Source organism: Curtobacterium sp. MCBD17_035 (genome assembly GCF_003234815.2).
GTDB lineage: Bacteria > Actinomycetota > Actinomycetes > Actinomycetales > Microbacteriaceae > Curtobacterium.
The window spans coordinates 3,255,552-3,281,449 of sequence record NZ_CP126279.1; the positions used below are offsets into that span (position 1 = coordinate 3,255,552).

Annotated in this window: 25 protein-coding genes; 6 read left to right on the forward strand and 19 right to left on the reverse strand. The window is 71.4% G+C overall.

Annotation, left to right across the window (positions count from 1 at the left end; translation table 11 throughout):
- From DEI93_RS15405 to DEI93_RS15415, 3 genes are all read right to left on the reverse strand, one after another.
- A complete protein-coding gene (locus DEI93_RS15405) occupies window positions 1-885 on the reverse strand; it encodes an ABC transporter permease (RefSeq protein ID WP_111011507.1) in 885 nt (294 codons plus the stop codon).
- Entirely contained in the window at window positions 882-1,841 is a 960-nt protein-coding gene (locus tag DEI93_RS15410) for an ABC transporter permease (RefSeq protein WP_111011506.1), read from the reverse strand. The genes DEI93_RS15405 and DEI93_RS15410 overlap by 4 nt, the downstream gene beginning before the upstream one ends.
- Before the next feature lie 98 nt (window positions 1,842-1,939).
- Window positions 1,940-3,490 carry an ABC transporter substrate-binding protein gene (locus DEI93_RS15415; protein ID WP_111120573.1) on the reverse strand — a complete coding sequence of 517 codons (1,551 nt, stop codon included), beginning with the start codon at window positions 3,488-3,490 and terminating at the stop codon, window positions 1,940-1,942.
- A gap of 159 nt (window positions 3,491-3,649) precedes the next feature.
- Between DEI93_RS15415 and DEI93_RS15420 the strand changes: the two genes are divergently transcribed.
- Window positions 3,650-4,141 (forward strand): GNAT family N-acetyltransferase, encoded by a 492-nt coding sequence (locus DEI93_RS15420; RefSeq protein ID WP_181436131.1) that lies wholly within the window; start codon window positions 3,650-3,652, stop codon window positions 4,139-4,141.
- 43 nt (window positions 4,142-4,184) lie between these two features.
- A complete protein-coding gene (locus tag DEI93_RS15425) occupies window positions 4,185-5,003 on the forward strand; it encodes a shikimate 5-dehydrogenase (RefSeq protein WP_111120571.1) in 819 nt (272 codons plus the stop codon).
- Window positions 5,004-5,093: 90 nt separating this feature from the next.
- Here the strand turns inward: DEI93_RS15425 and DEI93_RS15430 are convergent, their stop codons facing one another.
- From DEI93_RS15430 to DEI93_RS15445, 4 genes are read right to left on the reverse strand one after another with little or no spacing between them, the layout of a single operon-like run.
- On the reverse strand, window positions 5,094-5,804 hold the full coding sequence (locus DEI93_RS15430) for a GAF and ANTAR domain-containing protein (RefSeq protein ID WP_111120570.1): 711 nt from the start codon (window positions 5,802-5,804) through the stop codon (window positions 5,094-5,096).
- Window positions 5,801-6,586: a helix-turn-helix transcriptional regulator gene (locus tag DEI93_RS15435; RefSeq protein WP_111037391.1), complete on the reverse strand. Its 786-nt coding sequence runs from the start codon at window positions 6,584-6,586 to the stop codon at window positions 5,801-5,803. Before DEI93_RS15435 ends, DEI93_RS15430 begins: the two co-directional genes overlap by 4 nt.
- Window positions 6,587-6,639: 53 nt before the next feature.
- Window positions 6,640-7,104 (reverse strand): SRPBCC family protein, encoded by a 465-nt coding sequence (locus DEI93_RS15440; RefSeq protein ID WP_111011501.1) that lies wholly within the window; start codon window positions 7,102-7,104, stop codon window positions 6,640-6,642.
- A 13-nt stretch (window positions 7,105-7,117) separates the two neighbouring features.
- Window positions 7,118-8,566: a phytoene desaturase family protein gene (locus DEI93_RS15445; RefSeq protein WP_258372347.1), complete on the reverse strand. Its 1,449-nt coding sequence runs from the start codon at window positions 8,564-8,566 to the stop codon at window positions 7,118-7,120.
- Window positions 8,567-8,803: 237 nt separating this feature from the next.
- Here DEI93_RS15445 and DEI93_RS15450 point away from each other — a divergent pair, with 237 nt between their 5' ends.
- Window positions 8,804-9,046 carry a DUF6458 family protein gene (locus DEI93_RS15450; protein WP_111011499.1) on the forward strand — a complete coding sequence of 81 codons (243 nt, stop codon included), beginning with the start codon at window positions 8,804-8,806 and terminating at the stop codon, window positions 9,044-9,046.
- A gap of 68 nt (window positions 9,047-9,114) precedes the next feature.
- Here the strand turns inward: DEI93_RS15450 and DEI93_RS15455 are convergent, their stop codons facing one another.
- The 5 genes from DEI93_RS15455 to DEI93_RS15475 all read right to left on the reverse strand — a co-directional run bounded on the left by DEI93_RS15455 (window position 9,115) and on the right by DEI93_RS15475 (window position 13,502).
- Window positions 9,115-9,669, reverse strand: coding sequence for a hypothetical protein (locus DEI93_RS15455; RefSeq protein ID WP_146242934.1), 555 nt, complete (start codon window positions 9,667-9,669; stop codon window positions 9,115-9,117).
- Between the two features lie 132 nt (window positions 9,670-9,801).
- Complete coding sequence (locus tag DEI93_RS15460) at window positions 9,802-11,079, reverse strand: ABC transporter permease (protein WP_111011497.1); 1,278 nt, start codon at window positions 11,077-11,079, stop codon at window positions 9,802-9,804.
- Window positions 11,076-11,771, reverse strand: coding sequence for an ABC transporter ATP-binding protein (locus DEI93_RS15465; RefSeq protein WP_111014205.1), 696 nt, complete (start codon window positions 11,769-11,771; stop codon window positions 11,076-11,078). Before DEI93_RS15465 ends, DEI93_RS15460 begins: the two co-directional genes overlap by 4 nt.
- 92 nt (window positions 11,772-11,863) lie before the next feature.
- Entirely contained in the window at window positions 11,864-12,487 is a 624-nt protein-coding gene (locus tag DEI93_RS15470; protein WP_111027749.1) for a DUF6197 family protein, read from the reverse strand.
- A gap of 145 nt (window positions 12,488-12,632) precedes the next feature.
- Window positions 12,633-13,502, reverse strand: coding sequence for an aminoglycoside phosphotransferase family protein (locus tag DEI93_RS15475; protein ID WP_111120568.1), 870 nt, complete (start codon window positions 13,500-13,502; stop codon window positions 12,633-12,635).
- A 124-nt stretch (window positions 13,503-13,626) separates the two neighbouring features.
- Between DEI93_RS15475 and DEI93_RS15480 the strand changes: the two genes are divergently transcribed.
- Complete coding sequence (locus DEI93_RS15480) at window positions 13,627-14,058, forward strand: hypothetical protein (protein ID WP_111120567.1); 432 nt, start codon at window positions 13,627-13,629, stop codon at window positions 14,056-14,058.
- Window positions 14,059-14,154: 96 nt separating this feature from the next.
- Here DEI93_RS15480 and DEI93_RS15485 read toward each other — a convergent pair whose 3' ends face one another.
- The 7 genes from DEI93_RS15485 to DEI93_RS15515 all read right to left on the reverse strand — a co-directional run bounded on the left by DEI93_RS15485 (window position 14,155) and on the right by DEI93_RS15515 (window position 23,602).
- Window positions 14,155-15,273, reverse strand: coding sequence for an NAD(P)/FAD-dependent oxidoreductase (locus DEI93_RS15485; RefSeq protein ID WP_111120566.1), 1,119 nt, complete (start codon window positions 15,271-15,273; stop codon window positions 14,155-14,157).
- A 28-nt stretch (window positions 15,274-15,301) separates the two neighbouring features.
- Window positions 15,302-15,934 carry a UdgX family uracil-DNA binding protein gene (locus tag DEI93_RS15490; RefSeq protein WP_111120565.1) on the reverse strand — a complete coding sequence of 211 codons (633 nt, stop codon included), beginning with the start codon at window positions 15,932-15,934 and terminating at the stop codon, window positions 15,302-15,304.
- 34 nt (window positions 15,935-15,968) lie between these two features.
- Window positions 15,969-18,185, reverse strand: a complete 2,217-nt coding sequence (locus DEI93_RS15495; RefSeq protein WP_111120564.1) for an NADP-dependent isocitrate dehydrogenase — start codon at window positions 18,183-18,185, stop codon at window positions 15,969-15,971.
- A gap of 135 nt (window positions 18,186-18,320) precedes the next feature.
- The gene (locus DEI93_RS15500) at window positions 18,321-19,274 is read right to left on the reverse strand and encodes a carbohydrate ABC transporter permease (RefSeq protein WP_111120563.1); all 954 of its coding nucleotides are present in this window, start codon (window positions 19,272-19,274) and stop codon (window positions 18,321-18,323) included.
- Between the two features lie 12 nt (window positions 19,275-19,286).
- Window positions 19,287-20,228, reverse strand: a complete 942-nt coding sequence (locus tag DEI93_RS15505; protein WP_111120562.1) for a carbohydrate ABC transporter permease — start codon at window positions 20,226-20,228, stop codon at window positions 19,287-19,289.
- Between the two features lie 101 nt (window positions 20,229-20,329).
- Window positions 20,330-21,637 (reverse strand): ABC transporter substrate-binding protein, encoded by a 1,308-nt coding sequence (locus DEI93_RS15510; protein WP_111120561.1) that lies wholly within the window; start codon window positions 21,635-21,637, stop codon window positions 20,330-20,332.
- A gap of 3 nt (window positions 21,638-21,640) precedes the next feature.
- Complete coding sequence (locus DEI93_RS15515) at window positions 21,641-23,602, reverse strand: glycoside hydrolase family 127 protein (RefSeq protein ID WP_111120560.1); 1,962 nt, start codon at window positions 23,600-23,602, stop codon at window positions 21,641-21,643.
- Window positions 23,603-23,865: 263 nt separating this feature from the next.
- Here DEI93_RS15515 and DEI93_RS15520 point away from each other — a divergent pair, with 263 nt between their 5' ends.
- Window positions 23,866-24,882 (forward strand): LacI family DNA-binding transcriptional regulator, encoded by a 1,017-nt coding sequence (locus tag DEI93_RS15520; RefSeq protein WP_258368775.1) that lies wholly within the window; start codon window positions 23,866-23,868, stop codon window positions 24,880-24,882.
- Window positions 24,883-25,015: 133 nt separating this feature from the next.
- Window positions 25,016-25,897, forward strand: a complete 882-nt coding sequence (locus DEI93_RS15525) for a glycosyltransferase family 2 protein (RefSeq protein WP_181436130.1) — start codon at window positions 25,016-25,018, stop codon at window positions 25,895-25,897.
- Window position 25,898: the final 1 nt, after the last annotated feature.

Below are 25,898 nucleotides of genomic sequence, written 5' to 3' on the forward strand. Positions count from 1 at the left end.
TCAGCGCCTCCGGTCCGGGCTGAGCAGGTCGCTGATGCCGTCGCCGAGCCAGGACAGGCCGAGGCTCGTGACGACCACGACGAGCCCGGGGATCGTCGTCTGCTGCCACTGGGTCGTGATGAACTCCTGGCCGTCGACGATCATCGAGCCCCACTCGGCGGTCGGCGGTTCGATGCCGAGGCCGAGGTACCCGAGCGTGACGATCGCCATGATGTCCATGACGATGTCGCTCATCGCGTAGATGATCGCCTGCGTCATGACGTTCGGGGCGATGTGCCGGACGAGCAGCCGCACGTGGGACATGCCCCCGAGTCGGGCCGCGACGACGTAGTCCTGCTGCTTGGCCACCAGGACCTCGCCGCGGACGATCTTGGCGTAGGACACCCACGACACGGCGGCGATCGCCAGGTAGATGCTCGCCTCGCCCGCCCCGAGGACGAACACCAGCACGATGACCATGACGTAGAAGGGGAACGCGAAGAACACGTCGACGATGCGCATGAGGATCGTGTCGACGATGCCGCCCACGTACCCGGCGATCGCGCCGACGACGCTGCCGACGACGAACGGGATGAGCACCGCGAGGAACCCGACCCGCAGGTCGACCCGCGCGCCCCAGATGAGGCGGGACAGGACGTCGCGGCCGTACTTGTCGGTCCCGAGCCAGTGCGCCGAACTCGGCGACTCGAGCGCCGCCTCCAGGTGCTGCTTGACGGGGTCGTAGGGCGCGATGACGGGCGCGGCGACCGCCACCACCACGAGCAGCCCGACGATGACGATGCCCGCCATGAGCGAGCCGTTCCGGTACCAGGCCTTGAGCGAGCGTGTCCGGGAGGCGCGGCGCCGGTTCTTGAAGCCGACCAACGTCGCCGTGGGGGTGGTCATGCGGCGTTCCCTCCGGCCAGGTCGACCCGCGGGTCGAGCATCGTGTAGACGACGTCGGTCAGGATCCCGACCACGACGACGAAGATGGCGACGAAGAGCGTGACGCCCTGGATCGTCGGGAAGTCACGGGCGAAGATCGCGTTCACCATGAGCGACCCGAGGCCGGGGAGCGCGAACACCTTCTCGATGACGAGCGATCCGCCGACGAGGTACCCGAGGTTGACGCCGATGATCGACACCGTCGGGATCGCCGCGTTGCGGATCACGTGGTCGCGGAAGAGCGGGACCCCGTACGCGCCCTTCGACTTGGCGGTGCCGACGTACTCCGACTCGAGCACACCGATCATCGACGAGCGGAGGCTCCGGATGATCGTCGGCGACATCGCGATCGCGAGCGTCAGCGCGGGGAGGAACAGGGAGTACAGGTGACCGCCGGCGCCGTTGCCGTAGCCACCCACCGGGAACGCCTTGACGTCGACCGCGAGCAGCAGGATGAGCATGATGCCGACCCAGAACTGCGGCATGCCCTGCCCGAGCAGGGTGACCGCGCGGGCGGCGAGGTCACGGCCGCCGTTGGGCCGCGAGGCCGCCAGCGACGCGAGCGGGATGCTGATCGCGAGCGCCATGAGGAGTGCGAGGCCGAGCAGCGAGAGCGTCACGGGCACGGCCTGCATGACGAGCTGCGTGACGGGGAGCTGGTAGGTGAGGCTCGAGCCGAGGTTCCCGTGCAGGATCTGCCCGAGGAACAGGAAGTACTGCTTCCACAGCGGCTGGTCGAGGCCGAGCTGCTGGGTCAGGGCGGCGACGCTCGCCTTCGTCGCGCGCTCGCCGAGGAGCGCGAGTGCGGCGTTCCCGGGCAGGAGGTGCGACAGGAAGAAGACGATGATCGTCACGCCGAACGCGACCGGGATCGCCTGGATGAGGCGTCCGGGGATGAAGCGCAGGCGGTGGAGCATGGGGTGCCTTCCGCAGGGGGCGGGTGTGGATGGGGGCCGGTGGGCCCCGACTGGGAGGGCCGGGTCGAGACGACCCGGCCCTCCCGCCGGTCAGTCCGTCAGGACTGCTTCTTGACGTTCTCGAGCTGGAAGTTCCCGAGGGGCGTCACGTGGAATCCGGACACCTTGTCCGAGATCCCGTAGACGTACGGCGAGTAGTACAGGTACGCGAGGAACGCGTCGTCGCCGGTCTGCTGCTGCAGCTGGGCGTACAGCGCCTTGCGCTTGCTCGACACGACCGACTGCTGGGCCTGGCTGTTGAGCTTGACCACCGCGGCGTTGTCGTAGTTCGTGAACGCCGAGTTCGAGCCACCGTTCGGGTCGACCGCGAACGAGGTCCACTCGTCGGGGTCCGGGATGTCCATCGTCCACGCGGACCACGCCATGTCGAAGTCGCCCGCGAGCCGAGCCTGCTTGTTGGCGGTCGGGTCGAGCTGCTTGATCTTCATGGTGATGCCGATCTTCTTGAGCTCGGACTGCATGATCTGCGCGATCGACGTCTCGTTCGGGTCACCGGAGCGGATGAGCAGCGTCGTCGTGAAGCCGCTCGGCTGCGACGACTGCTTGAGCTCGGCCTTGGCCTTCTTCACGTTGTACGTCGGGCCGTCGGCGTTCTTGTCGTAGTACGGCGTCCCGGGCGAGAGCAGCGAGTTCGCGACCGAACCGTGGCCGAACAGGATCGCCTTGACCATGGCCTTGCGGTCGATGGCGTACGCGATGGCGCGGCGGACGTGCACGTCGTCGAACGGCTTGCGCTTCTGGTTGAAGGCGATGTAGTCGATCTGCGTCGACTTGAAGGTCTTCGCGGCCACGCCCGACGCGCTCGCGAGCGAGGACAGGCTCGACCAGTCCGGCGTGTCGTCGACGTCGATCTGACCGCCCTGGAGCTGGAGCTTCCGGGTGTTCGCGTCGGGGACCACCGTGAACACGACCTTCTTCAGGTGCGGCTTGCCCTTCTGCCAGTAGTGCGTGTTCTTGACGAGGGTCAGCGACTGGCCCTTCTTCCACGAGCTCCACTTGTACGGGCCGGTGCCGACCGGGTGCGTGTAGAACTGCTCCTTCGTCTCGCCGCCGTAGTTGTCGGGGACGATCGCGTTGCTGAACAGCGAGAGGTCGGCGATGAGCGGGGCCCATGCGTGCTTGAGGTGGATGTCGATGGTCGCGTCGTCGACGGCCGTGACGTTGTCGATCGCGGCGTTGATGTACCCCCAGCCGCTCGAGCCGGTGGCGGTGTCCGCGTCGAGCGAGAACTTGACGTCCTTGGCCGTGACCGGGTCACCGTTCGAGAACTCGACGCCCTTGCGGAGGTGGATCGTGTAGTCGAGCTTGTCCGACGAGATCGAGTAGCTCTTGGCGAGCCACGGGGTGAGCTTCTTGCCGTTCGCGCTGACGTTGAACAGCGGCTCCATGATCTGCTGCTGCACGTGGATGGAGTTGTTGTCGAACGTGGTCGTGTTGTCCATCGAGATGATGTCGGCGGACCGGGCGATCGTCAGCGTGCCGCCCTTCGTGGTGGCTGCGGACGCGGTGGCGCCGCCGGTGCCGACGGCGACGACGACCGCCGCTGCGGCGGCGACGGCGGCGACCGCGACGCGGGTGCGTTGCTTCATGTGCCTCTTCACTTCCCCGACGTCGGATGACGCCGGTCTTCGGACTCGGGAGCGGTGCGGGGAGGACCGGTGCCGTCCGGAGGCGGCGCGATCCGTAGTGATGATTACAGTAAGGGCAGTTCTTTTCCGATTTGTTACGTTTGTAAGACGATGTCCGAGATGACCGCACCGCCGCAACCCGTCCTCGCGCTCCGGCCGTTCACGCCCGCCGACGCCGCCGTCGTCGTGACCTGGTTCACGACCCCGGAGCAGGCCTCCGCGTTCGCCGGGACGGGTGCGCCCTGGCCGTACACCGCGGCCGCGCTCCTCGCCTCGGTCGACGACGCGAGCCGCCGGGCGTGGACGGTCACCGCCGCCGATGCTCAGGACGCCGTGCTCGGCCACGTCGAGACCGCGCTCGTCACCCCGACCACGGGGCGCCTGGCACGGATCGCCCTGGCACCCGGGCAGCGCGGCCGGGGCCTGTCGACCCCGATGCTCGAGCTCGCCCTCGACGCGGCCCGGTCGATCGGCATGGAGGAGGTCGCCCTGTTCGTCGTCCCGGGCAACGAACCCGCGCTGCGGGCCTACGCGCGCGTCGGCTTCCGCCCCACCGAGCGCGATCCGGAGCACCCGGAGTACCTGCGCCTGGCCCGCACCCTGGCTTCCTGACCGGTCCCCCGCCCCCTCGTTCCGCGCCGGGCATGCTGGGACCATGCCGATCCTCCACAAGGACATGCAGGTGTGCATGTCGCTCGCCGGTCGCCCGAGCAACATCGGGACCCGCTTCCACAACTTCCTCTACGACGAGCTCGGCCTCGACTTCGTGTACAAGGCGTTCACGACCACCGATCTCGAGGGCGCGGTCCGCGGCATCCGCGCGCTCGGCATCCGCGGGTGCTCGGTGTCCATGCCGTACAAGGAGGCGATCATCCCGCTCGTCGACACGCTCGAACCGTCCGCAGCCGCGATCGACTCCGTCAACACCGTCGTCAACGACGACGGCGTGCTGACGGCGTCGAACACCGACCACGAGGCGGTCGCCGCCCTGCTCGCCGGCCACGGCGTGGACCCCCGCTCCTCGGTCCTGCTCCGCGGGTCCGGTGGGATGGCGAAGGCGGTCGTCGCGGCGTTCCGCGGCAGGGGGTTCGACGACCTCACCGTCGTGGCACGGAACCGGGACACGGGCACCGCACTGGCGGAGCGGTACGGCTACCGATGGCTCCCCGACGGCGCCGGGGCCGGACACGCCGACGTCCTCGTGAACGTCACGCCGATCGGCATGCACGGCGACGCCGCCGACGAGCTCGCGTTCCCCGAGGAGCGCATCGCCGACGCGCACACGGTGGTCGACGTCGTGGCCTTCCCGGCGGAGACACCACTCGTCGCCGCCGCCCGTGTCGCCGGGAGGCACCTCATCACGGGCGCCGAGGTGATCGCGCTCCAGGCCGCCCGGCAGTTCGAGCGGTACACGGGCGTCGCCTTGACCGCGGACCAGGTGGCGCGCGCGTCGGCCTTCAGCCGCGCGGAGTGACCGCCGGCGGAGACCCGTCCGAGCGGACGCGGAGCGACGCCACCGCGCGGTGCCGCGCGGAGTCCGCCACGCCCCGGCGCTGATCCGGGTTCACTCCGACTCCTCGATGAGTCCGCCGCGGCGCTCGAAGCGGAGTTTCCCGCTGAGGACGTCCTCGGCGATCTCGCGCGTCGGTCGGCGTCGCGCGAAGGCGTGCCCCTGGAGGAGCAGGTAGGCGTCCTCCGCGGTGATGTCGAGCTGCGCCAGCACCACGCCCGTCGCCTGGTGGACCATCCGCCGCGAGGACGGAGCGCGGTCGAGCACCGCCCCGCCGACGCCGATCGACGCGATGGACCGCTGGAGGATCCGCCGGCCCACCGCGGTGGACAGCAGGCTCGCCTGCTCGACCTGCTCCGGCTCGAGGGGGGTCGGCTCCGGCGCGTACAGGTCCACCGCACCGAGTCGGAGCGGTCCGAACATGACGGGGAACGCGAACAGCGCGCCGACGGCCTCGTGCCCGACTGCTTCGGTGAACGCGGGCCACGACCGCGAGGCGCGGTGTCGGAAGTCGTCCTCGAGGACCGGCTGCGCACGCCGGATGGCCTCCCAGCAGGGGCCCTCGTGCAGGTCGAACTGGATCTCGTCGATCCGGGACGCCGTGATGTCCGACGCCGAGATGGTCTCGTTGCCGAACGGGACCCCGAACGACGAGACGGAGCACCCTCGGACGGGGAGCAGCCGCACGAACGGGACGCTGAGGTCCGCGTCCCGTACACGCCCGGACCGGAGTGCGCTGAGGGTTCGCTCGAACTCGCCACTCATGCGGTCTCCTCCAGCGGGTCGCTCGCCTCGTGGTCGCCGTCGAGGTGCTCGTCGGGAGCCGCGCCGGCCCACGAGGGGAGCTCCGCCGACGGGTAGTCACCCTGCGGGTCGGGAACACGGACCATGGGGTTCACGGAACGTAACGTGATGCCCTCGACGTCGGAGGCCGCTCGGCGGAGCGCACGGCCGAGCACGAACGCGACCAGGTCGTCGACGCCGCCCGAGGGCCGGTAGCCCGGCCATGCGCGCTGACCCTGGTCGAGCTGTTCGTCGATGCTGGCGCGCATCACGTCGGCGTCGTCGATCTCGACCTCGCAGTCGAGCACGAGACGGAAATGGGGTCGGTCCTCACGCGCGACACCGGCCACGTCCACGGGAGCGGTACGACCGTCCATGTCCTCGCCGGACAGGAAGCGGAGCGTCGTGCTCGGCGCGATGCCGTACACCGAGCGGTACGCGGTCGCCATGCGGCCCACGTTGCTGAACCGCCAGCGCCGGGCGACCTCGGCGACGGTCAACCGCTGACCCGGCTCGGCGTTCCGGAGGTCACGGTGCACGCCCTCGAGCCGGACGCTGCGCAGGTACTCCATCGGCGACACGTCGACCTCGCGCTGGAACGCTGCCTGCAGGCCGCGCGGGGTCAGGACCGACGCTGCGGCGATGTCCTGCAGGCGGATGTGCGAGCGCGCGTTCTCGCGGATGAACCGGATCGCTGCACGGACCGGGCGCGACAGCACGACCGAACCGGACCCCGATCCGAGATCCTCGCTGTTCGACCCCATCGTGCAACCGTATTGCGTGCGTCCGGTGCGGACACTCGGGTTGACCGCCGCACTCAGGCCCCGGGCTCAGCGCCGGTCCGAAGCGCCCATCGGCCGACCGCCACGAGACCGAGCCGACGCAGGGTCTCGATGTTCCGGAGGAACAGCATCGGCTGCATCACGAAGCCCGGTACGAGGGTGCCGGGACCCTTGCTCGGGTTCTCGCGGATCGTCACCTTGCACCCGCGGCGGTGCGGTTCGACGGTCAACTCGACCTGGGCCTCCCCGAGCGGCCAACCGCGCGCCTGGATGCGCATGCGGTACGGCGGATCCCACTCGAGCATGGACGTCGTGTCGTCGATGAGGAACGGCCAGGAGCCGAACGAGTGGTGGATCCGGGCACCCTCCGCCGGCCAGCTGCGGTCGAGCGCACGCATCCGCGAGGCCCCCACCACCCAGACGGGGAACAACCAGCCGTCGCGGAACACGTCGAACACGGCCTCCGGCGGGCATTCGAAGACTCGGACGTTGCGGGCCATGGGGACCTCCTTCTCAGGGCCGAGGGGACAGATCGACGTCCTCGGACAGGTGGAACGTGTGCCGCAGGGCGCTCCGTGCGGCGTGCCAGCCGGCCATGCCGTGGACACCGGGACCGGGAGCGGCGGACTCGGAACACAGGTACACGCCGTCGGCCGGTGTGCGCCAGGGATCGGGCGACAGCGTGGGGCGCCGGACGAGTTGCCCGAACGTGGCCGCACCCGCGGCGATGTCGCCGCCGACGTAGTTCGGGTTGTACTGCTCCATCTCGACCGCCGTCCGGCTGGAGCTGGCGATGATCGTGTCCCGGAACCCCGGGGCGAAGCGCTCGATCTGCCGGATGATGGCCTCGGTCTCGTCGTGCTGGGAACCCGCCGGCACGTGCGCGTACGCCCAGAACACGTGCTTGCCCTCGGGCGCGCGACTCGGGTCCACCACCGTCGGTTCCGACCCGAGCACGTACGGGTGGTCGTGGCGGCGGCCTTGGGACACGGCGCGCTCGGCGGCGGCGATCTCGGCGCGGGTTCCGCCGATGTGGACGGTGCCCGCCTTCCGGAGGCCGGGATTCGTCCACGGCACGGGGTCGGACAGTGCGAAGTCGACCTTGGCGGCCGCGTTGCCGAACCGGAAGCGCCGCAGCGCTCGCTGGTAGGAGGACGGGAGGCGCGACCCGGCGATCCGACGCATGCCCTGCGCGCTCGTGTCGAACAGCACGGCGCGGGCGTCGGGGAGGTCCTCGATGCGCTGGACCTCGGTGTCGACCTCGATCGTCCCGCCATGCGCGACGAGGTCGGCCGCCAGCGCGTCCACGATCGCCTGGCTCCCCCCGATCGGCACCGGCCACCCCCTGGCGTGCGCGTAGACACCGAGCGACAACGCGGCCGCGGCCGTGGCGAGCGACGGCATCCGCTGGATCGAGTGCGAGGCGACGCCGGTGATCATCGCGGGTGCCACGATGTCCTGGAACCGGCGGTTCCACAGTGCGGTGCCCTGCTCGAGGGCACGCAGCCCGAAGCGCAGGACCGTCACCGGGTGGCGCGGCACGTGCAGCAGCGCGTCCGTCGCGAAGTCGGAGACCTCGTCGGCGTGACGCGCGAGCGGGCCCATGAGGTCGCGGTACGCGCGGCCGTCGATCCCGAGTCCGTCAGCCGTCCGGTCGATGTCCCGGTACGCGAGCCCGGCACGACCGGCGTCGAGGGGATGACCGAACTGGACCTCGGGCAGGCGGAGCTCGATCCGGTCCTCCATGCCGAATCGACGGAAGAACTCGGACTGGAGCGCCATCGGGTGCACGGCCGAGCAGACATCGTGGAGGAACCCCGGCTCGGTGAGCTCCTTGGTCCGCGCACCCCCGCCGATCGTGTCGTTCCGCTCGTACACGGTGACGGCGAGTCCGGCGCGCGCGAGGGTCACGGCTGCGGCCAGCCCGTTCGGTCCGGCACCGACCACGACCGCATCGACCACGACCGCTCCCTTCGTCTGGACCCCCACGCTACGGGTCCGGCTCGTCGCGCGCCCACAGCGACGTGACGTCGTGGATGGCGTCCCCCTCCACAGGTCGAACTGCGTCGACTCGACCCGCGTCGACTTGACGGCTGGTCGGCCGGCCCCGCCGGTCGCGGGCGGCACGGGAGCCATCGGTGTAGCGTCCCGGGAGCCGGACGGAACCGTCGGCGTCCCTCGAGGAAGGCAGAGCACCCCATGCGCATCGGCACCGCCATCGCACTGCTCGTGATCGGCGCGATCCTCGCGTTCGCCGTCAACGTGCAGGTCGCCTGGTTCAACCTGAGCATGATCGGTTACATCCTCATGGTGGCCGGCGTGATCCTGCTCGTTATCAGTCTGGTCGTCGGCCTGCGCGGATCGAGCTCGACCTCGACGACCCGCACCGGCTACGACGCCGACGGCAACCGCATCGAGCGCCGGGACGACTACCGCGCCTGACGCCGGGGCCCCGGAAGCGCGGCAGCGGTCCGCTCTCGAACCGCGCCGCCGGATATGCCCTGGCCCGGTCAGTCCGACGCGGGCGGGTGTCCGGGCCGGAGCGCGTCGATGTCCGCCGCCAGCTCCTGCAGGCGGTCCTCGAGCCCGACCTCGTAGTCGTCAGCAGGACCCGCCGCCCATCCGAGCCGCCCGACGACGGTCGAACCGATGTCGTCCCAGGCCCGCTGACGCGCGGCGATGACGATGGCGTCCACGAAGGACGGATCCTCGCTGCTCGCCTCGAGCCGCTCCGCCAGCTCGGTGTAGGTCGCCTCGCGTGTGCGGAGTTTCAGGTCGTCCCCGCGCTTGTAGTCGTGTTGGTGGCGGGACCGCCCCCGCGCGTTCTGCGCGACCGCTCGGATCTCGCGCATCCGCTCGGCGTCCTCGCGCTGCTCCGCGGCGAACCGACGGAGTTCCTCGCGCGCGGCCTCGGCGACCACGCGGGCGTCGAACGACTCGTGTTGCTGCAGTGCGCTGAGGATGATGCGGTTCGCGACGGCGATGACGATCGCGGACCGGGCGATGAGCATGCCCTCGTCGACCGACCGGCGCAGCTCGTCGGGGTCGACCGGCCGTTCACGCACGTCCTCGTGCTTCGGTCGCTTCCCGAAGACCGCCACCATCGTCCTCCCGCCCCGTCGTGGTCGCCCGCGCGGAGCGACCGTCCTCGACGATACCGAGCCGCGGTCGGGAGGGCGCTCGACCGCGGCTGCTCGTCACTCGTACCGCAGGGCCTCGATGGGATTCTGCCGAGCAGCCCGACGGGCCGGCAACGTGCCCGCGAGGAACGCGATGAGCATCACGACGATGATGATCGTCGCGACCGAGCCGGGCGCGAACTGCAACAGGTGCAGGCCGGGGAGGTCCTTGAGCACCGTGCGGGCCAGGAGGTTCGAGATCCCGGTGCCGAGCAGGATCGCGACCCCCGCGCCGATCGCGCTGCCGAGGAACCCGATGAACACGGCCTCGAGGCTGAACAGCGTGTACACCCGACCGCCACCCATGCCCATGGCCTTCATGAGGCCGATCTCGCGGGTGCGCTCCTGCACGCTCATGAGCAGCGTGTTGATGATCCCGAACCCGGCGGCGATGAGCGCGATCACGGCGAAGGCGTTGAGGACGCCGACGATGCCGTTGATGACCGTCTCGAACTGCCCGAGCTGGTCGGCGATGGTCTGTCCCGTGTAGCCCGCCGCCGACAGGCGGGACTTGACCTTCGCGACATCGGCGCCCGACGCCACCGTCGCCGTGGCGGAGGCGTAGCCCGTCGAGACCGCGGTCGGCTTCGCGGTCTCCTGGGCGGTGCGGAGCGCCTCGGTCAACGCCGCGTTCGCACCCGCACCACCGCCGAAGAGCGACTCGTTCTGCACACCGACGACCGTCGCCCGGACCTGGTGCTCCTGCCCGAGGTAGTCGTCGATGCCGATCGTGACGGTCGTGCCGACGGCGTTGCGCGCGCTCCCCAGGCCGAGGGCCTTGAGGTCGTTCGTCGGGAGCAGGAGCTGACGCTCGGACGACGTCGACGACAGCTGGCGTCCTGCGGCGAGGTCGGCGTGGATCGCGTCCGCGTCGCCGGCGATGCCGACGACGTACTTGCCGTGGTCGCCGTACTCGAGCCACTTCGGTGACAGCGCCACGGCCGGCTGCACCGACGCGATGCCCGTGGTCCGCCGGATCGCGCTGATGTCCGTCGGGCTGAGGTACGACACCGACGCCGGGCCGCGCTGCGAGGTCTGTCCCGACTCGGACGGGTCGTACTTGGCCGGCCCGTCGTCCGAGCTCGACGTCGTCGCGGCCTTGGTGACGGTGAGCGAGTCGGTGGTGCCGATCGATGCGACCTGCGTGTCGATGTAGGACGACACCCCCGTGCCGATCGCCGAGGTCAGGGTGATCGTGAACGCGCCGATGAAGATCGCGATCACCGTGAGGGTGGTGCGGAGCTTGGACCGGAACGTGTTCCCGATCGCGGTGCGCAGGAGGTCGACGAGGTTCACGCGGCGGCCTCCGTGGTGTCGACGATCAGACCGTCGCGGACGTTCACGCTGCGATCGCACCGCGCGGCGAGTTCGGGGTCGTGGGTGACGACGACGAGCGTGATCCCCCGTTCCCGCTGCAGTCCGAACAGCATGGCCTCGACGAGCTCACCGGTCGTGGTGTCGAGGTTGCCCGTGGGCTCGTCCGCGAAGATCACCGCGGGTTCGTTGACCAGCGCGCGGGCGATGACGACCCGCTGCTTCTGCCCGCCCGACAGGTCGTTGGCGTCGTTCCGTGCCTTGTCGGCGAGACCCAGCGCGTCGAGCGCCTCCATCCCGCGGCGGCGGCGATCGCGCGACGACACCCCGGCGATCGTCAGCGGCAGCACGACGTTGTCGAGGACGCTCGTCCGGGGTGTCAGGAAGAACTGCTGGAACACGAACCCGAAGGTGTCGTTGCGCGTCCGGTTCACCTGGCGCGCGGACAGGCGCGCCGCGTCCTGACCGTCGAGGAGCACCTGACCGCTCGTCGGCCGGTCGAGCAGGGCGAGCAGGTGCATGAGGGTCGACTTGCCGGAGCCGCTCTTGCCGACGATCGCGAGGCTCTCGCCCCGGTCCACCGCGAGCGACACCCCCTTGAGCGCGTCGAAGCGGGCGTCACCGCGGCCGTAGGTGCGGGTGAGGCCGCGGGCCTCGAGCACGGGAGTGGGCATGCCGCAACGCTAGCGGCGCCCTGCCCGGCCCGGGTGCGAACCTGCTGGGTGCGATGTCAACGGCATGTGGACGCGCGCTGTCCTCCCCAGCGTCAGGCCGGGACCGCCTCGCGCGCTGCGGCCCGTGCCACGATCCGATCGGACTCATGGACGGCGACCCGCTCGGCGGTCAACAGCAAGGAGGCGACATCGGTGGCAGTGCGTGACGGCGCGTCGTTCCAGCTCGTCAGGTCGCGGACGCGGCCCATCCGGACGTCGGGGGCGGGGCACCACATGACGGGGGCGCCCTCCTCGACGGCGAGCGCGTGCCAGACGAGGTCGAGCGCACGTTGGACCGGCTGCGAGTGGACGGCGTGCGGCCCGCCCGCGGCGTACACGACCGCGCCCACGAGGCACGCCCCGACGAGCGGTCGACCGGCGACGTCGAGCGCCGCGGCGCTCGACGCCTTGCGCGTGCGGCCCCGGTCGTCCAGGTACGCGAACCACGCATGCTGGATCCAGCCGTGGTCCACGACGTCACGAGCGTCGGACAACAGGTGCTCGAGCGACGCGAGTTCCGCGAGCTGGGCGGCCACGCGACGGCCCCGGGCGGCCGCACGCCGTTCGTGGTGTCGATCGACCCAACCGAAGAGTCCCGAGCGGCGGGGCGTGGTGGTCTCCCGGACAGGAGAGGCGTCGCTGTCGACGTCGTGCTGGACGCGGAACTCGAGGGTCATGACGGTCCCTCCGGATCGGTGGCACGGAACGGTGTGGGGTCACGGTAGTCCCGTTCTCCTCGGAGGGCGATACCCCCGTTTCCCGCGGTGGTCCGGCACGGCTCCGGGTCGGTCCGACCCGGGCTCGCGAGGGTCCGGCACCGCGTCAGTCGTCGAGCACGGCCTCGAGCGCACGGAGCCCTGCGGCCCGTTGGTCCGAGCCGTCGGGCGAGGCGGCGAGCGCGGTCGCGATCGACATCGCCCACCCGCGGGCGCGCGTCCACGTGTCGTCGTCGGGCGCGAGGGCAGCGCGGAATCGCTGCCGGGCCTCCCGGCCGAACGTGAGCCATGCCGTCGCGAGGTCGGTGGCCGGATCCCCTGCGGTCAGGTCACCGAAGTCCACCACCGCGACGAGCGCATGGTCGTCGACCACGATGTTGAACGGGTGCAGGTCGCCGTGGAGCCAGAGCGCCGGCCCCTGCCAGGCGGGGGCGGCGGCGACCTGCGTCCACGAGCGCTCCAGGTCGGCGGTGCGCGGGATGCGTCCCGACTGCAGTCGTCGCGCCACCGCCGTCGTGCGTCCGCTGAGCGGGCCACCGCGCACTGGGTTGTGCGGCGCGTCCTCCGGCGCGGTGACGTGCAGGGCTCGGAGGAACGCGGCGAGCGTCTCCGGTGCGTCGCGGGGGAGGTCCGTCGACGCTCCAGCCGGGCGACCGGCGACCCACCGGGTGACCGTCCACGACCAGGGGAACACCGCGGACGGCCGACCGATGCGCACGGGCTCGGGCACGGCGACGACGTGTCGGACGCGCGCGGCGATGCCGGGGAGCCACCGCTGCTCGTGCTCGACGAGGTGCGCGGCGGCCTCGCGCCGCGGCACCCGGACGAGCAGCTCGTCGCCGAGCCGCAGCACGACGTTGTCCCAACCCTCGGCGAGGGGTCGCAGCGGCAGGCCGGCGAGATCGGGGTGCTGGTCGAGCAGGAGTCGTCGCACCAGTGCCTCGTCCACGTCGATCTCGGCGTCTGGCACGTGCACCGGACGATGCTAGCCGCGCTCCGGTTCCCGGGCATCGGGAGCACCGGGAGCACCGGCAGCACCGGCAGCACCCTGCGGGCACGGTCCCAGCGACCGTCCTGGCACGCCCGCTACGGTGCCCCGGGTGTACGAGGAATGGCGCCGTCCGAAGCAGTGGGCGCGTGCGGGCGGGCTGCTCGTCGTGCCGTACGCCGTCGTCGCATGGTTCACCCTCGCCGTGACGCCCGTCCCGCAGATCGCGTTCGGGCTCGCCGTCGTCGGGATCCTCGGGGTGGTCGCCGCCACGATCTGGGGCTTCCGGACGTACCGACGGGGAGCCGTCGCCCTGGTCGGCGTGCTGCTGCTGCTCGCCGGTCTGGCGCTGTTCGGCCTCGACCCGTTCCCGGCGCAGATCGCGGGTCTGAGCGACTGGTGGCCGTCGGCGATCACGCAGCCGCAGACCGTGCTCAGCGGCTACTGGACGCTCGTGGCCCTCGGCGCGGTGCTCACGGGCGCGGGCCTGCTCGTGTGGCTGCTCCTCACGGCGCTGCTGGGGACGCCCCGCCCGCGCCGCTGAACCGCGGCCACGCAGAACTCGTCGCCGGCGGCCACGCGGGCGTCGCCGCCACCGCCACCGCCACCGCCACGGATGACACCCACGGCACGACGCCCGTCATCCGCCAGCGGTCACGAACCGCGAGGGGCGGAAGTCCGCGAGCAACGGATGCGTGGCGTCGTGCACGACCTCCCAGGCCGTGAGCTCACCGAGCACGAGGCCGAGCGTGGCGCCACTGTGGGTGAAGAGCACGTGCAGGCCCGTGATGCCGACGACGGCACCGGCCACCGGGTCGCCGTCGGCAGGGATCGGCTTGGGGCCCACCCCCACGCCGGCGACGGTGAGCACGGGATGCCCGGCCAGGACGGCGCGCGCCTCGGCCACCAACCCCGCGACGGTCGAGTCCCGCACGTCGTACCGGCCGTCATCGAGCACGCGGACCTCGCGCTCACTCCAGCCGGCGTCGAACACCAGGGCGCCGCCGGGTGCCGGGCGCAACGCGACCCGGGGTGTGTTGAGCACCACGCGGAGCGGTGTCGCGACGGGTTCGCTCCGGACGAGGAGTGCGATCGGGGTCTGGTCGGGCATGGTGACGCCGAGCGTGGCGAGGTCCCGCGGCACGGAGGAACCGGTCGCGAGCACGACGGCGTCGGCCGGGACGTGCTCTCCACTCGCCGTGGTGACGCCGGTCACCCGGCCGTCGCGGACGGTCGGGAGGCTCCGTCCGGCTCCAGTGCGCACCGTTCCGCCCGCGGCCACGACCTCGGCGAGCAGGTGGTCGACGAGGAGCGCGAGGTCGACCCACCCCTCGCCGGGGTTGAGGACGGCGCCTTCCGGATGCACGGCCGCCGGATCGACTCCGGGCACGTGCCGGGCGACGTCCTCGCGCGACATCCACACGGAGTCGTAACCGATGCGGAGCTCGTGCTCGTGACGCTCCCGGTACGACTCTCCGGGAGCGGCCCAGGTCAGGCCGCCGTCGAACCGCACGACGTCGTGGCGGTCCAGCCGCTGCTGGACGGTGCGGTAGCGGTCGATCCCGATCGTGCGCAGCCGGTGGTACGCGTCGCTCCGCGCTCCCGCCGAGTTGAGCCAGGACAGGGAGCGACCGGACGCGCCGGACGCGGGACCGGCCTCCGTGACGAGCGTGACGGCGGCGCCGAGGCGGACGAGGTGCGCGGCCGTCGAGGCGCCGAGCACCCCGCCGCCGACCACGACCACGGACGTGGCACGCATCACGGCATCCCGGGGAGCGACGGCGCGCTCACCGCAGCGCCCCTGCAGCGGTCCGGAGGTCGGCGACGAGCTCGTCGAACGCAGCGTGGCGGGCGTCCTCGTCGGGCATGCGGAGCAGGGCCGATGGATGGGTGGTCACGAGGAGGCGCGAGCCGTCGTCGAGTTCCTGGAGGCGCCCGCGCTCGCGTCCGATGGTCACGCTGCGGCCGAGCACGGATCGCGCAGCGGTCGCCCCGAGTGCGACGACGACCTCGGGGCGCACCACGGCGAGTTCGGCCTCGAGCCACGGGTGACACGCGACGACGTGCGCCACCGACGGCTTCTGGTGGATCCGGCGCTTCCCCCGCTGCTCGTGGTGGAAGTGCTTCACCGCGTTCGTGACGTACACGGTGCTCCGGTCGATCCCGGCGCGTTCGACCGCGCTCGCGAGCAAGCGCCCGGCCGGCCCGACGAACGGTTCCCCCGCACGGTCCTCCTGGTCGCCGGGCTGCTCCCCGACCAGCATGAACCGGGCGTCCGCACTCCCTGCGGAGAACACCACCTGTGTGCCCTCCCGATGGAGCTCACATCCGTGGCACGCGGGGGCGGCCGCACGGAGCGCGGTCAGGTCGGGGTGCTCGGGTACCCACTCCTGGGCGCCGGGACGTTCGACGTCGGTCATGGTCCGAGCCTGCACCCGCCGCGCACCGTGTCGGTCAGCCGACGAGCGCGTCGACGGCGGCGGTGAACGTCGCCGACGGGCGCATGACCGCGGCGGCGGCGTCCGGGTCGGGCCGGTAGTACCCGCCGAGGTCCGACGGTCGGCCCTGCACCGCGGCGAGCTCCGCCACGATCACGGACTCCTGGTCGCGGAGGGTCGCGGCGAGGGCGGTGAACGCCTCGGCGAGGGCGGGATCGTCGGTCTGCCGCGCGAGCTCGTCCGCCCAGTACGCCGCGAGGTAGAAGTGGCTGCCCCGGGTGTCGAGCTCGCCCACGACCTGTCCGGGCGATCGGTTCTCCTCGAGGAACCGGCCGGTGGCGCGGTCGAGCGTGTCCGCGAGGACCTGCGCGCGGGGCTCCTGGGCGACGGCTGCGAACTGCTCGAAGGCGACCGCGAGCGCCAGGAACTCGCCGAGGCTGTCCCAGCTCAGGAACCCCTCGGTCAGGAGCTGCTGCAGGAGCTTGGGGGCGGAGCCGCCGGCACCCGTCTCGAACAGGCCACCACCCGCGAGCAGGGGCACGACCGACAGCATCTTGGCAGAGGTGCCGACCTCGAGGATCGGGAACAGGTCCGTCAGGTAGTCGCGGAGCACGTTGCCGGTGACCGAGATCGTGTCCTCACCGCGGCGGATGCGCTCGAGCGAGAACCGGGTGGCGTCGACCGGGGACATCACCTCGATCCGCAGCCCCTCGGTGTCGTGGTCGGCGAGGTACCGGTGGACGAGGTCGATGAGGACGCGGTCGTGCGCGCGGGTGTCGTCGAGCCAGAAGACCGCCGGGGTGCCGGTCGCTCGCGCGCGGGTGACGGCGAGACCGACCCAGTCACGGATCGCGGCGTCCTTCGTCTGGCAGGCCCGCCAGATGTCCCCGGCCCCGACCGGGTGTTCGAGCAGCGTCGCGCCCGAGCCGTCGAGGACCCGCACGACACCGTCGGTCGGGATCCGGAACGTCTTGTCGTGGGACCCGTACTCCTCGGCCGCCATCGCCATGAGCCCGACGTTCGGCACCGACCCCATGATCGCGGGGTCGAGCGCGCCGTTCGTCTTGCAGTCCTCGATGGTCGCCGCGTAGACACCCGCGTAGCTCGAGTCGGGGATCACCGCGAGGGTGTCGTGGGGCTCGCCGTCCGGACCCCACATGTGGCCCGACGCACGGATCATCGCGGGCATCGAGGCGTCGACGATGACGTCGCTCGGCACGTGCAGGTTCGTGACGCCCTTGGCGCTGTCGACCATGGCGAGCGCCGGCCCCGCGGCGAGCGCGGCGTCGAACGCGGCGCGGATCTCCGCGCCGTCCGGCAGCTGCTCGAGCCCGGCGAACAGCGCCGCCAGGCCGTCGTCGGCGCGGAGGCCCGCGGCCGCGAGCGCGTCGCCGTACCGGTCGAACACGTCGGCGAAGAACACCCGGACGACCTCGCCGAAGACGATGGGGTCCGAGACCTTCATCATGGTCGCCTTGAGGTGCACGGAGAACAGGACCCCTGCCTCCTGCGCTCGGGCCACCTGGTCGGCGAGGAACGCCCGGAGGTCCGCGACGTGCATGACCGTGGCGTCGACGACCTCGCCCGGGGTGACGCGCACGGCGTCCCGCAGGACCTGCTCGGAGCCGTCGTCCGCGGTGAACACGATGCGGAGGCTGTCGGCTGCGGGCATGACGACGCTCTGCTCGTTCGACCGGAAGTCCCCGCTGGACATCGTCGCGACCTCGGTGGCGGACTCGGGGCTCCAGGCCCCCATGCTGTGCGGGTGGTTGCGGGCGTACTGCTTGACGGACGCGGGTGCCCGGCGGTCGGAGTTCCCCTGGCGCAGCACGGGGTTCACGGCACTGCCCTTGACCTTGTCGTACCGGGCGCGGACGTCGCGCTCCTCGTCGGTCGTCGGTGCGTCCGGGTACTCCGGCAGGTCGTGGCCCTGCTCGCGGAGCTCGCGGATCGCGGCCTTGAGCTGTGGGACGGACGCCGAGATGTTCGGCAGCTTGACGATGTTCGCCTCGGGGCGGTCGGCCAGGGCCCCGAGCTCGGCGAGCGCGTCGGGCACCCGCTGCTCGGCGGTGAGCCGCTCCGGGAACTGGGCGAGGATGCGTCCGGCGAGGGAGATGTCGCGGGTCGTGACGTCGATGCCCGCGACCCCGGCGAACGCCTGGACGACGGGCAGCAGCGACGCCGTCGCCATCCGCGGGGACTCGTCGGTCAGCGTGTAGATGATCTGGGCCATGCCGGCGTCGACTCCCTCGTTCGTGCCCGCCCTGTCGCGGTGTCTCGACATCAAGGTACCCCCGGTCCGGCGGCCGGGAGGCACGCCACCGGTCACCGACGTCGGCGACCGGAGCGGTGCCTCCCGGCCGGGGCGTCACCCCTTGATCGCGCCGGACGACAGGCCGGCGACGTAGAACCGCTGCAGCCCGATGTACAGGGCGATGCAGGGGATCATCGCGACGACGGCACCCGCGGCGAGCGAGCCGTAGTCGACCTGTCCGTACGCCCCGGTCTGCAGGTTGAGCAGCGCGACCGGCAGCGTGTACAGCGAGTCCTTGGTCAGGAACGTCAGTGCACCGAGGAACTCGGTCCACGAGACGAGGAACGTGTACAGCGCCGCGGTCGCCGCGCCGGGCATGAGGAGCGGCCGGAGCACCGACAGGATGAGCCGGGTCCGGGAGGCGCCGTCGACGAACGCCGAGTCCTCGAGCTCGGTGGGGATCGCCTCGAACGCGTTGCGCATCACGAACACGCCGAACGGCAGGTTCACCGTGACGTAGAAGAGCACGAGCCCGAACAGCGAGTTCGTGAGCTTCATGCTGTTCAGCTCGAGGTACAGCGGGGTGAGGATCGCCTGGAACGGCACCATCATCGTCAGCAGGATGAGGCCGAACACCCACTTGGCGCCGGGGAACCGGAACCGCGCGAAGCCGTAACCGGCGAGGGTCGCGATCACGGCCGTCAGGACCGACGCCGAGATCGCGACGACGAGCGAGTTCACGAGGCCCTGGAGCAGGTGCGACCCCGGCCCGAGGATCGTCCGGAAGTTCGCCATCTCGAGGTGGAAGAAGGTCGACCATGTCGGCGGGGCCGTGATCACCGTCTCCGGTTGGAACGCCCGGAGGATCGCCCACAGCAGGGGGACCCCGAAGACCAGGGCGGACCCGACCCCGGCGATGACGTACAGCGTGCGCTTCACCCGGGTGTCGCGGGGGTGGGCGACGCTCCCCTGGTGGTGTCGACCGCCGCGGCGTCCGGGGACGACGTCCGGGGCGATCTCGGGTGCGAGGGCGAGGCCCGCGGCTCGGCTGGTGCTCGTCGTGCTCATGTCGTCGTCTCCTCAGTCGCGCTCGCGGAGCGCCCAGAACTGGAACGCGGTCACCGCACCCGTCACGACGACGAGCGCGATGGACTCCGCGGTCGCCGCGCCGAGCTGGAGGTTCACGAACCCGCGGTCGTAGATGTAGTTGACGATCGTGGTCGTCGCCGTGCCCGGCCCGCCCTGGGTCAGGATGAAGAACTGGTTGAACGCGAGCAGCGAGCCGATCACCGAGATGATGACGCTGAGCGCGAGCGTGGACCGGATCATCGGCATGGTGATGAGCCGCTCCTGCTGCCACCAGGACGCCCCCTCGAGAGCGGCCGACTCGTAGACCTCGTCGGGGATGCCCTGCATGGCCGACATGATGAGCACCATCGTCAGCCCGGACACGGCCCAGACGACGAGCACGCAGATGAGCAACGTGGCGAGCGGCGCGTTGACGAGCCAGGCGGTCGTCCCGTCGGTGACGTGGAGCGCCTTGAGGACCAGGTTGACGGCGCCCGAGTTCGGCTGCGCCTCGAGGACGAGCATGAAGCTCAGGGTGGTCAGGCCCACGACGTACGGCAGGAAGAAGATCGTCCGGAGCACGGTGGACCCCTTGCGCCGCGCCCGGATGAGCACCGCGAGGAAGTACCCGAGCGCCAGGATCGGCACCGTCACGATCGCGGTGTACAGCAGCGTGTAGCCGATCGCGTGGACGAACGCCGGGTCCTGGAACAGGTTGGCGTAGTTCTCGAGCCCGATGAACCGGTAGGCGCCGATGAGCGGCCAGTTCGTCAACGAGATGTAGGCCGCGAAGACGAGCGGGACGAGCACGAACACGCCGACGAACAGCATCGCGGGCGTGACGAGCGCGAGCCCGGCGGCCGGTGGATGGGTGAGCGAGTTCCGGGGACGGGGACTCCGTCGCTCCGTCCGCTGCGACACCGGGACCCGTCGGGTCCCTGTCAGTGACGACATCGTTGCACCTCTCTGTGCTGGTGACCGCGGCGCGGTCGGACGACCGCTGTACGGTCCTGGGTCGACCGCTCGGCGGTCACGGATGGTGTCTGCGTGCGGGGTCAGGCCTGGGCCTGGTCGAGGATCCGGTCGTACTCGGGCGCCGCGGCCCGTAGTGCCTGCTGCACCCCGGCGCCGAACACCGCGGTGCGGAACATCGTGAAGAACGGTGCCGAGGGCTGGTTCACGAGCAGGTTGTACGCCAGGGTCTGCGGCGCGTAGCCCTTGTCGAGGTTGTCGAGCGGGCGCGAGGCGAGCGGGAACTTCCGCCGGTACTCGGCGGTCGCCGCGTCCCCCCGGGTGGGGAAGTACCCGCCGGTGGGCAGGTTCTGCTGCGGCTTGAGCGAGTTGGCGTACTGCATGAACGCCCACCCGCCGTTCGGGTTCGGCGCACCGTTCGGGATGCACATGTTGTCACCGCCGTCGAAGAACGCGCGGCCACCGGTGGGCCCGGGGATGAGCGCGGTCGCCATCTTCTTCTGCATGCTCTTCGTCGAGGCGTTCCAGGTGCTGCCGTAGTTCGTCGGCATGATGCCCACGGTCCCCGCGCGGAAGTCCGCACCCCAGGTCGTGCCCGCGTCCGAGAACGCGTTGCGGGACATGAGGCCGTCCTTCCACAGCTGACGGTAGAACTCGAGCGTCTGTTCGAGCCCGTCGTTCCCGGTGATGTGGCCGTGCTGCTTGCCGACCGCGCCGAGCATCATGTCGGTGCCCGTCGCCCAGATGTGCGGCTGGACGACGAAGCCGAGGATGCCGGGGGAGTTCCCGGCGATCGACCACCCGTAGACGTCGTCACCGAGTGCCCGGATCTTCTTCGCCGCGTCGAGGAGCCCGTCGAAGTCCTTCGTGCTCTCGGTCGGGTCGAGGCCGGCCCGGTCGAACAGCTCGGTGTTGAGGTACAGCATCGAGTTGTCCGCCAGGTACGGCAGGCCGTAGTACCTGCCGCCACGCTCGAGCAGGTGCAGGTGCCCGGTCGACAACTGGTCGAAGTAGTCGAGCCCCTTGACCGCCGAGGTGAGGTCGGCGAACGCGTCGCGGAAGATGAACAGCATCGAGTTGATGTCGTCCACGTCGACCACGTCCGGCGGCTCGCCACCACGGATGGCGGTGGCGAGCTTCGTGACGTACTGCGCGTCGGGGACCGGCGTCAGGTCGACATGGAGGTCCGGGTGGTCACGGTTGAAGTCGGCGACCGTGGCCGTGAGCCCGGCCTGGGTGGCGGCACGGCACCACACCTGCACGGTGCCGGTCGCCTTGCCACCGAAGCCGGCGTCCGAGGAGCTGATCGCGGGGAGTGATCCGGAGCACCCGGCGAGCGCGAACGCCGCGCCGCCGAGCACCGACCCCGCCAGGAACGTCCTGCGGTCCATGGGTCACCGGGCCTGGGGGAGCCAGACGCGCATCGCGTCGACGCCGCGGTTGGCCCAGGCGTAGTACGGGATCGCGGTGATGGTGACGGCCTGGAGGGCCGGGGCCGGCTCCGCCACGGCGGTCGCGCCTCCACCGATCCGCCGGTACGGCCACGCGGCTTCGGCGTGCTCGGCCGGGGCCTGCCCCTGCAGGTGCAGGACGGTGATGCCGTCGAGGAGGTCGGCGCGGTACTCGGCGTCGATCGCGGCATCGACGTCGACGAGCACGTCGTCCACGCGGAACCCGTCCTGGTCGGCCTGCTCGACCGCGAACACGAGCGGACCGCGCTCGATCGCGACCTGCCCGCGGCTCGCGTCGATGCGGGCGTCGGCCTCGTAGAGGTGCACGGACATGTCGAACGTGACCGTGACCTCGTCGCCGACCGCGAACTCCCGGGTGACGCGGACCGGCTGACCGGCCTGCACGCCCTCGACCGCTTCGCCGCCGACCGTGACCGTCGTCGCGTCGGACCAGTCCGGCACGCGCAGGTCGAGGGACCACTCGCCCGTGCTCTCGGTCACCGTGACGGTCACCGTGCCGTCCCACGGGTAGGTGGTCTCGACGTGGACGGCACCGCGCTCCCCCGCGTAGTCGCCCGTGGCGTACTGGTGCAGCTGGAGGCCCTCACCGCTCTGGGTGGCGACGTAGCCGTCCAGGCTCGCGAACGTCCGCATGATGTTCGGCGGGCAGCACGCGCAGTCGAACCAGCCGCGGCGGCCGTGCGCCGGGGACCGGTTCTCGTCCTGGTGTGCCCGGTCGCGGAGCTGGAGCGGGTTGACGTAGAAGTACTCGGTCCCGGCGAGCGAGACCCCGGCGATGAACGCGTTGTACAGGAGGCGCTCGATGGCGTCCGCGTACACGGGCTTGCCGGTCGCGAGCAGCAGCCGCCACGCCCACTGGACACCGCCGATGGCCGCGCAGGTCTCGGAGTACCCGCGGTCGGTGGGGAGCTCGTACGGGTCGCCGAACGCCTCCATGTCCCAGCGGGACCCGAGGCCGCCCGTGATGTACGCCTTCGTCGCCATCATCGAGGCGAACTGCCGCTCGCTCGCCTCGATGAGCTCGGTGTCACCGGTCTCGATCGCGACGTCGACGGCACCCGACGCCAGGTACACGGCGCGGACCGCGTGGCCCTCGACCGTCTCGGCCTCGCGCACCGGCACCCGGTCCGAGAAGTACGTCGGCTCCTTGCCGTAGCGCTCGATGAGGCCGTGGCCGCGGGCGTCGACGAAGTAGTGGGCCAGGTCGAGGTACTCACGGCGGCCCGTCTCGCGGTAGAGCTCGACGAGGCCCATCTCGACGACCGGGTGGCCGTCGACGTCGTGGCGCTTGTCCTCGCCGAACGTGCGGACGAGGTGGTCGGCGAGCTTGATCGCGACGTCGAGCAGGGCGGTGTCACCGGTCGCCCGCGACTGCGCCACGGCAGCCTGGAACAGGTGGCCCGCGCAGTACATCTCGTGGCTCCACGGGAGGTCGTGGTAGCGACCCTGGTCGTGGTACCGGACCTGCTGGACCGAGTCGATGTAGCCGTCCTCCGCCTGCGCGCGGGCGACCAGGTCGGTCACCTGCCGCTGGAGCTCGAGGAGGTCGTCGGCGGGCTGCCGGCCGTACTCCCAGGCGACGGCCTCGAGCCACTTGTAGACGTCGGAGTCCATGAAGATCGGTCCGACGGCCTCGCCCTCCTCGACGCCGGCGGCGATGCGGAGGTTGCGGAAGTTCCCGGCGGTCTCGAGCTGCTCGTACCCGGAGCGGATCGCGTCGCGTCCGTTGCGGTCCTGGCGGAGGGCCCAGAAGCCCCCGGTGATCCGCGCGGCGTCGGGCGCGAGGGGGCGGAGCGCGACCCGGGCCTCCCCGGAGGGGCGGACGGGTTCGGCGGTCCGCGGCTGGCCGGCGGTGCCGACGGCGGACGGTGCGGTTGCGGTCATGGTGCGTGACTCCCCGATGTGGAGGGACAGGCGACGCCGACGTGGAGGCGACGCTGCCCCGGGCAACTTCCCGGTGTCACCGCGGCGATCGTGCCTCGGCAAAACCAGAAAACGGTTTCTGCGGTCACAGTAGGACCGTTGTGCCGCGCTGCGCAAGCCTGTTTCCGTGAGGGTTCTATGATGACGAGGATCCGGTCGGGGCCGAGCGCTCCGACCGACCGGGGACCGGACGACCCCGGCGTGCGGACGGAGAGGACGACGCCGTGACGAGCGAGACGACCAGCCGCGCGAGCGGAGCCGGCACCGTGCGCATCACCGACGTGGCCGCGCTGGCCGGGGTGTCGATCGGGACGGCCTCGAAGGCGCTCAACGACACCGGTCAGCTCCGACAGGAGACCCGCGAGCGCGTGCGAGCCGCCGCCGCGAAACTCGGGTTCGTCGTCGACGCCCGCGGCCGTGCCCTGTCGTCGGGCCGGAGCTACACGGTCGGCATGATCACGACGGACTCGTTCGGCCGCTTCAGCATCCCGGTGATGCTCGGCGCCGAGGACGTCCTGAGCGCCGGGCAGATGGCCGTGCTCATGTGCGACACCCGGGACGACATCGTCCGCGAGAACCACTACGTGCGGTCCCTGTCGTCCCGCCGCGTCGACGGTGTCATCGTCACCGGACGGAGCGCCGAGGCCAGACCCCCGATCCGCGTCGACATGCCCGTCGTCTACGCGTTCACGCCCTCGACCAGTCCGGACGACGTCTCGATCACCCTCGACGACGCCGCGGGTGCGGCACTGCTCGCGGACCACCTCGTCGCGATCGGCCGCCGTCGCGTCGCGTACGTCACCGGCCCGCAGCACCACTCGGCGGCCCACCGACGCGCGGAGTCCGCACAGGCCCGGCTCGGGGACCGCCTCGTCGGGCAACCGCTCTACGGCGAGTGGTCCGAGCGCTGGGGCCGTCAGGCCGTCGACCTGCTCGTGCACGGTGGCGCCGACCTCGACGCGATCGCCTGCGGGAGCGACCAGATCGCCCGCGGCGTGTGCGACCGCCTCCGGGAACTCGGACGCTCGGTGCCCCACGACGTCGCGGTGACCGGCTTCGACGACTGGGACGTCATGGCCCTCGCGAGCCGACCGCCCCTGACCACCGTCAACCTGCGGCTCGAGGAGCTCGGTCGGCAGGCCGGACGCGCGCTCCTCGCGCTCATCGACGGCGACACACCGGAACGACGGCTCGCCGTGCAGCCGACCCTGGTGATCCGCGAGTCGACCGTCGGCGGCTGACCCCGTCGCTGCGGGCGATGACGGAGGTGAACCGGAGGCGGCAGGAGGCGCACCACTCGTGGTCGCGTGCCCCCGGGCGGACCGCGGTGCCGGTGGGATGACCGGGCCGACGCCCGGCGCCACCGGAGGAACCATGCAGATCATCGCCCTCATGACCGTCAAGGACGAGGTCGACATCGTCGGCGACGTCCTCCGCGCCGCAGCCACGTGGGCCGACGCGATCCACGTCATGGACAACGGCAGCACGGACGGCACCTGGGAGGCCGTGCTCGCCCTGGCGGACGAGCTCGAGCCCGTCGTCGTGTGGGGGCGGTTCCTCGGCACCTACCGTGACTGGCTCCGGCAGTGGCTCTACACCGAGGCCGTGGCGCGCGCCGAGCCGGGCGACTGGTGGTGCCGGCTCGACGCCGACGAGTTCTACGTCGACGACCCGCGGACGTTCCTCCGTGCCGTCGAGCCCACCGCCGACCACGTGATGAGCGCGTCGTTCCAGCACTACCTGACCGAGGACGACCACGCGCGGCTCGTCCGCGACGGCGATGCCGGGGCGTCCTGGCGGGACGTCCGGTGGTTCACGTGCAACCACTCCGAGGTGCGGTTCGTCCGGCACACCCCCACCACGACCTGGCCCGCCGGGTCGGAGTGGCCGCTCGACCTCCGACGACCGGCACGCGCGCGGATCCGCCTGCACCACTACCAGTACCGGTCGCTGCACCAGGCCGGGCACCGGGCGATGGTCCGCTCGACGGGCGTGGACCCGGCGGCCTTCGGGCACGAACGAGAGGACGACGACGCCTGGTACCGGACCCGGGGCCTGACGCCGCCGGCGCGGACCGACCTGCGCGCCGCCCACGTGGTCCCCGTCGCGCAGCTGACGCTGTCGGAGGCGTTGCCCCCGCACGCCCGCCGGGCGCCTCGCGTGCGCGGTGGGCTCCGACGTCGCACCCTCCGCCTGCTGCTCCGCGGCTGGCTGTGGGCGTCTCGACCGGTCCTCCGGCGGATCGCCGCCGTGTGAG

Bases quoted from the DNA above. Each gene is read 5' to 3' on its own strand.
- DEI93_RS15415 (WP_111120573.1), bottom strand. From the start codon at position 3,490: ATGAAGCAACGCACCCGCGTCGCGGTCGCCGCCGTCGCCGCCGCAGCG.
- DEI93_RS15435 (WP_111037391.1), bottom strand. From the start codon at position 6,586: ATGGGGTCGAACAGCGAGGATCTCGGATCGGGGTCCGGTTCGGTCGTG.
- DEI93_RS15430 (WP_111120570.1), bottom strand. From the start codon at position 5,804: ATGAGTGGCGAGTTCGAGCGAACCCTCAGCGCACTCCGGTCCGGGCGT.
- DEI93_RS15505 (WP_111120562.1), bottom strand. From the start codon at position 20,228: ATGTCGTCACTGACAGGGACCCGACGGGTCCCGGTGTCGCAGCGGACG.
- DEI93_RS15495 (WP_111120564.1), bottom strand. From the start codon at position 18,185: ATGGCCCAGATCATCTACACGCTGACCGACGAGTCCCCGCGGATGGCG.
- DEI93_RS15500 (WP_111120563.1), bottom strand. From the start codon at position 19,274: ATGAGCACGACGAGCACCAGCCGAGCCGCGGGCCTCGCCCTCGCACCC.
- DEI93_RS15470 (WP_111027749.1), bottom strand. From the start codon at position 12,487: ATGACCCTCGAGTTCCGCGTCCAGCACGACGTCGACAGCGACGCCTCT.
- DEI93_RS15485 (WP_111120566.1), bottom strand. From the start codon at position 15,273: ATGCGTGCCACGTCCGTGGTCGTGGTCGGCGGCGGGGTGCTCGGCGCC.
- DEI93_RS15410 (WP_111011506.1), bottom strand. From the start codon at position 1,841: ATGCTCCACCGCCTGCGCTTCATCCCCGGACGCCTCATCCAGGCGATC.
- DEI93_RS15490 (WP_111120565.1), bottom strand. From the start codon at position 15,934: ATGACCGACGTCGAACGTCCCGGCGCCCAGGAGTGGGTACCCGAGCAC.
- DEI93_RS15440 (WP_111011501.1), bottom strand. From the start codon at position 7,104: ATGGCCCGCAACGTCCGAGTCTTCGAATGCCCGCCGGAGGCCGTGTTC.
- DEI93_RS15420 (WP_181436131.1), top strand. From the start codon at position 3,650: ATGACCGCACCGCCGCAACCCGTCCTCGCGCTCCGGCCGTTCACGCCC.
- DEI93_RS15425 (WP_111120571.1), top strand. From the start codon at position 4,185: ATGCCGATCCTCCACAAGGACATGCAGGTGTGCATGTCGCTCGCCGGT.
- DEI93_RS15515 (WP_111120560.1), bottom strand. From the start codon at position 23,602: ATGACCGCAACCGCACCGTCCGCCGTCGGCACCGCCGGCCAGCCGCGG.
- DEI93_RS15405 (WP_111011507.1), bottom strand. From the start codon at position 885: ATGACCACCCCCACGGCGACGTTGGTCGGCTTCAAGAACCGGCGCCGC.
- DEI93_RS15450 (WP_111011499.1), top strand. From the start codon at position 8,804: ATGCGCATCGGCACCGCCATCGCACTGCTCGTGATCGGCGCGATCCTC.
- DEI93_RS15510 (WP_111120561.1), bottom strand. From the start codon at position 21,637: ATGGACCGCAGGACGTTCCTGGCGGGGTCGGTGCTCGGCGGCGCGGCG.
- DEI93_RS15465 (WP_111014205.1), bottom strand. From the start codon at position 11,771: ATGCCCACTCCCGTGCTCGAGGCCCGCGGCCTCACCCGCACCTACGGC.
- DEI93_RS15525 (WP_181436130.1), top strand. From the start codon at position 25,016: ATGCAGATCATCGCCCTCATGACCGTCAAGGACGAGGTCGACATCGTC.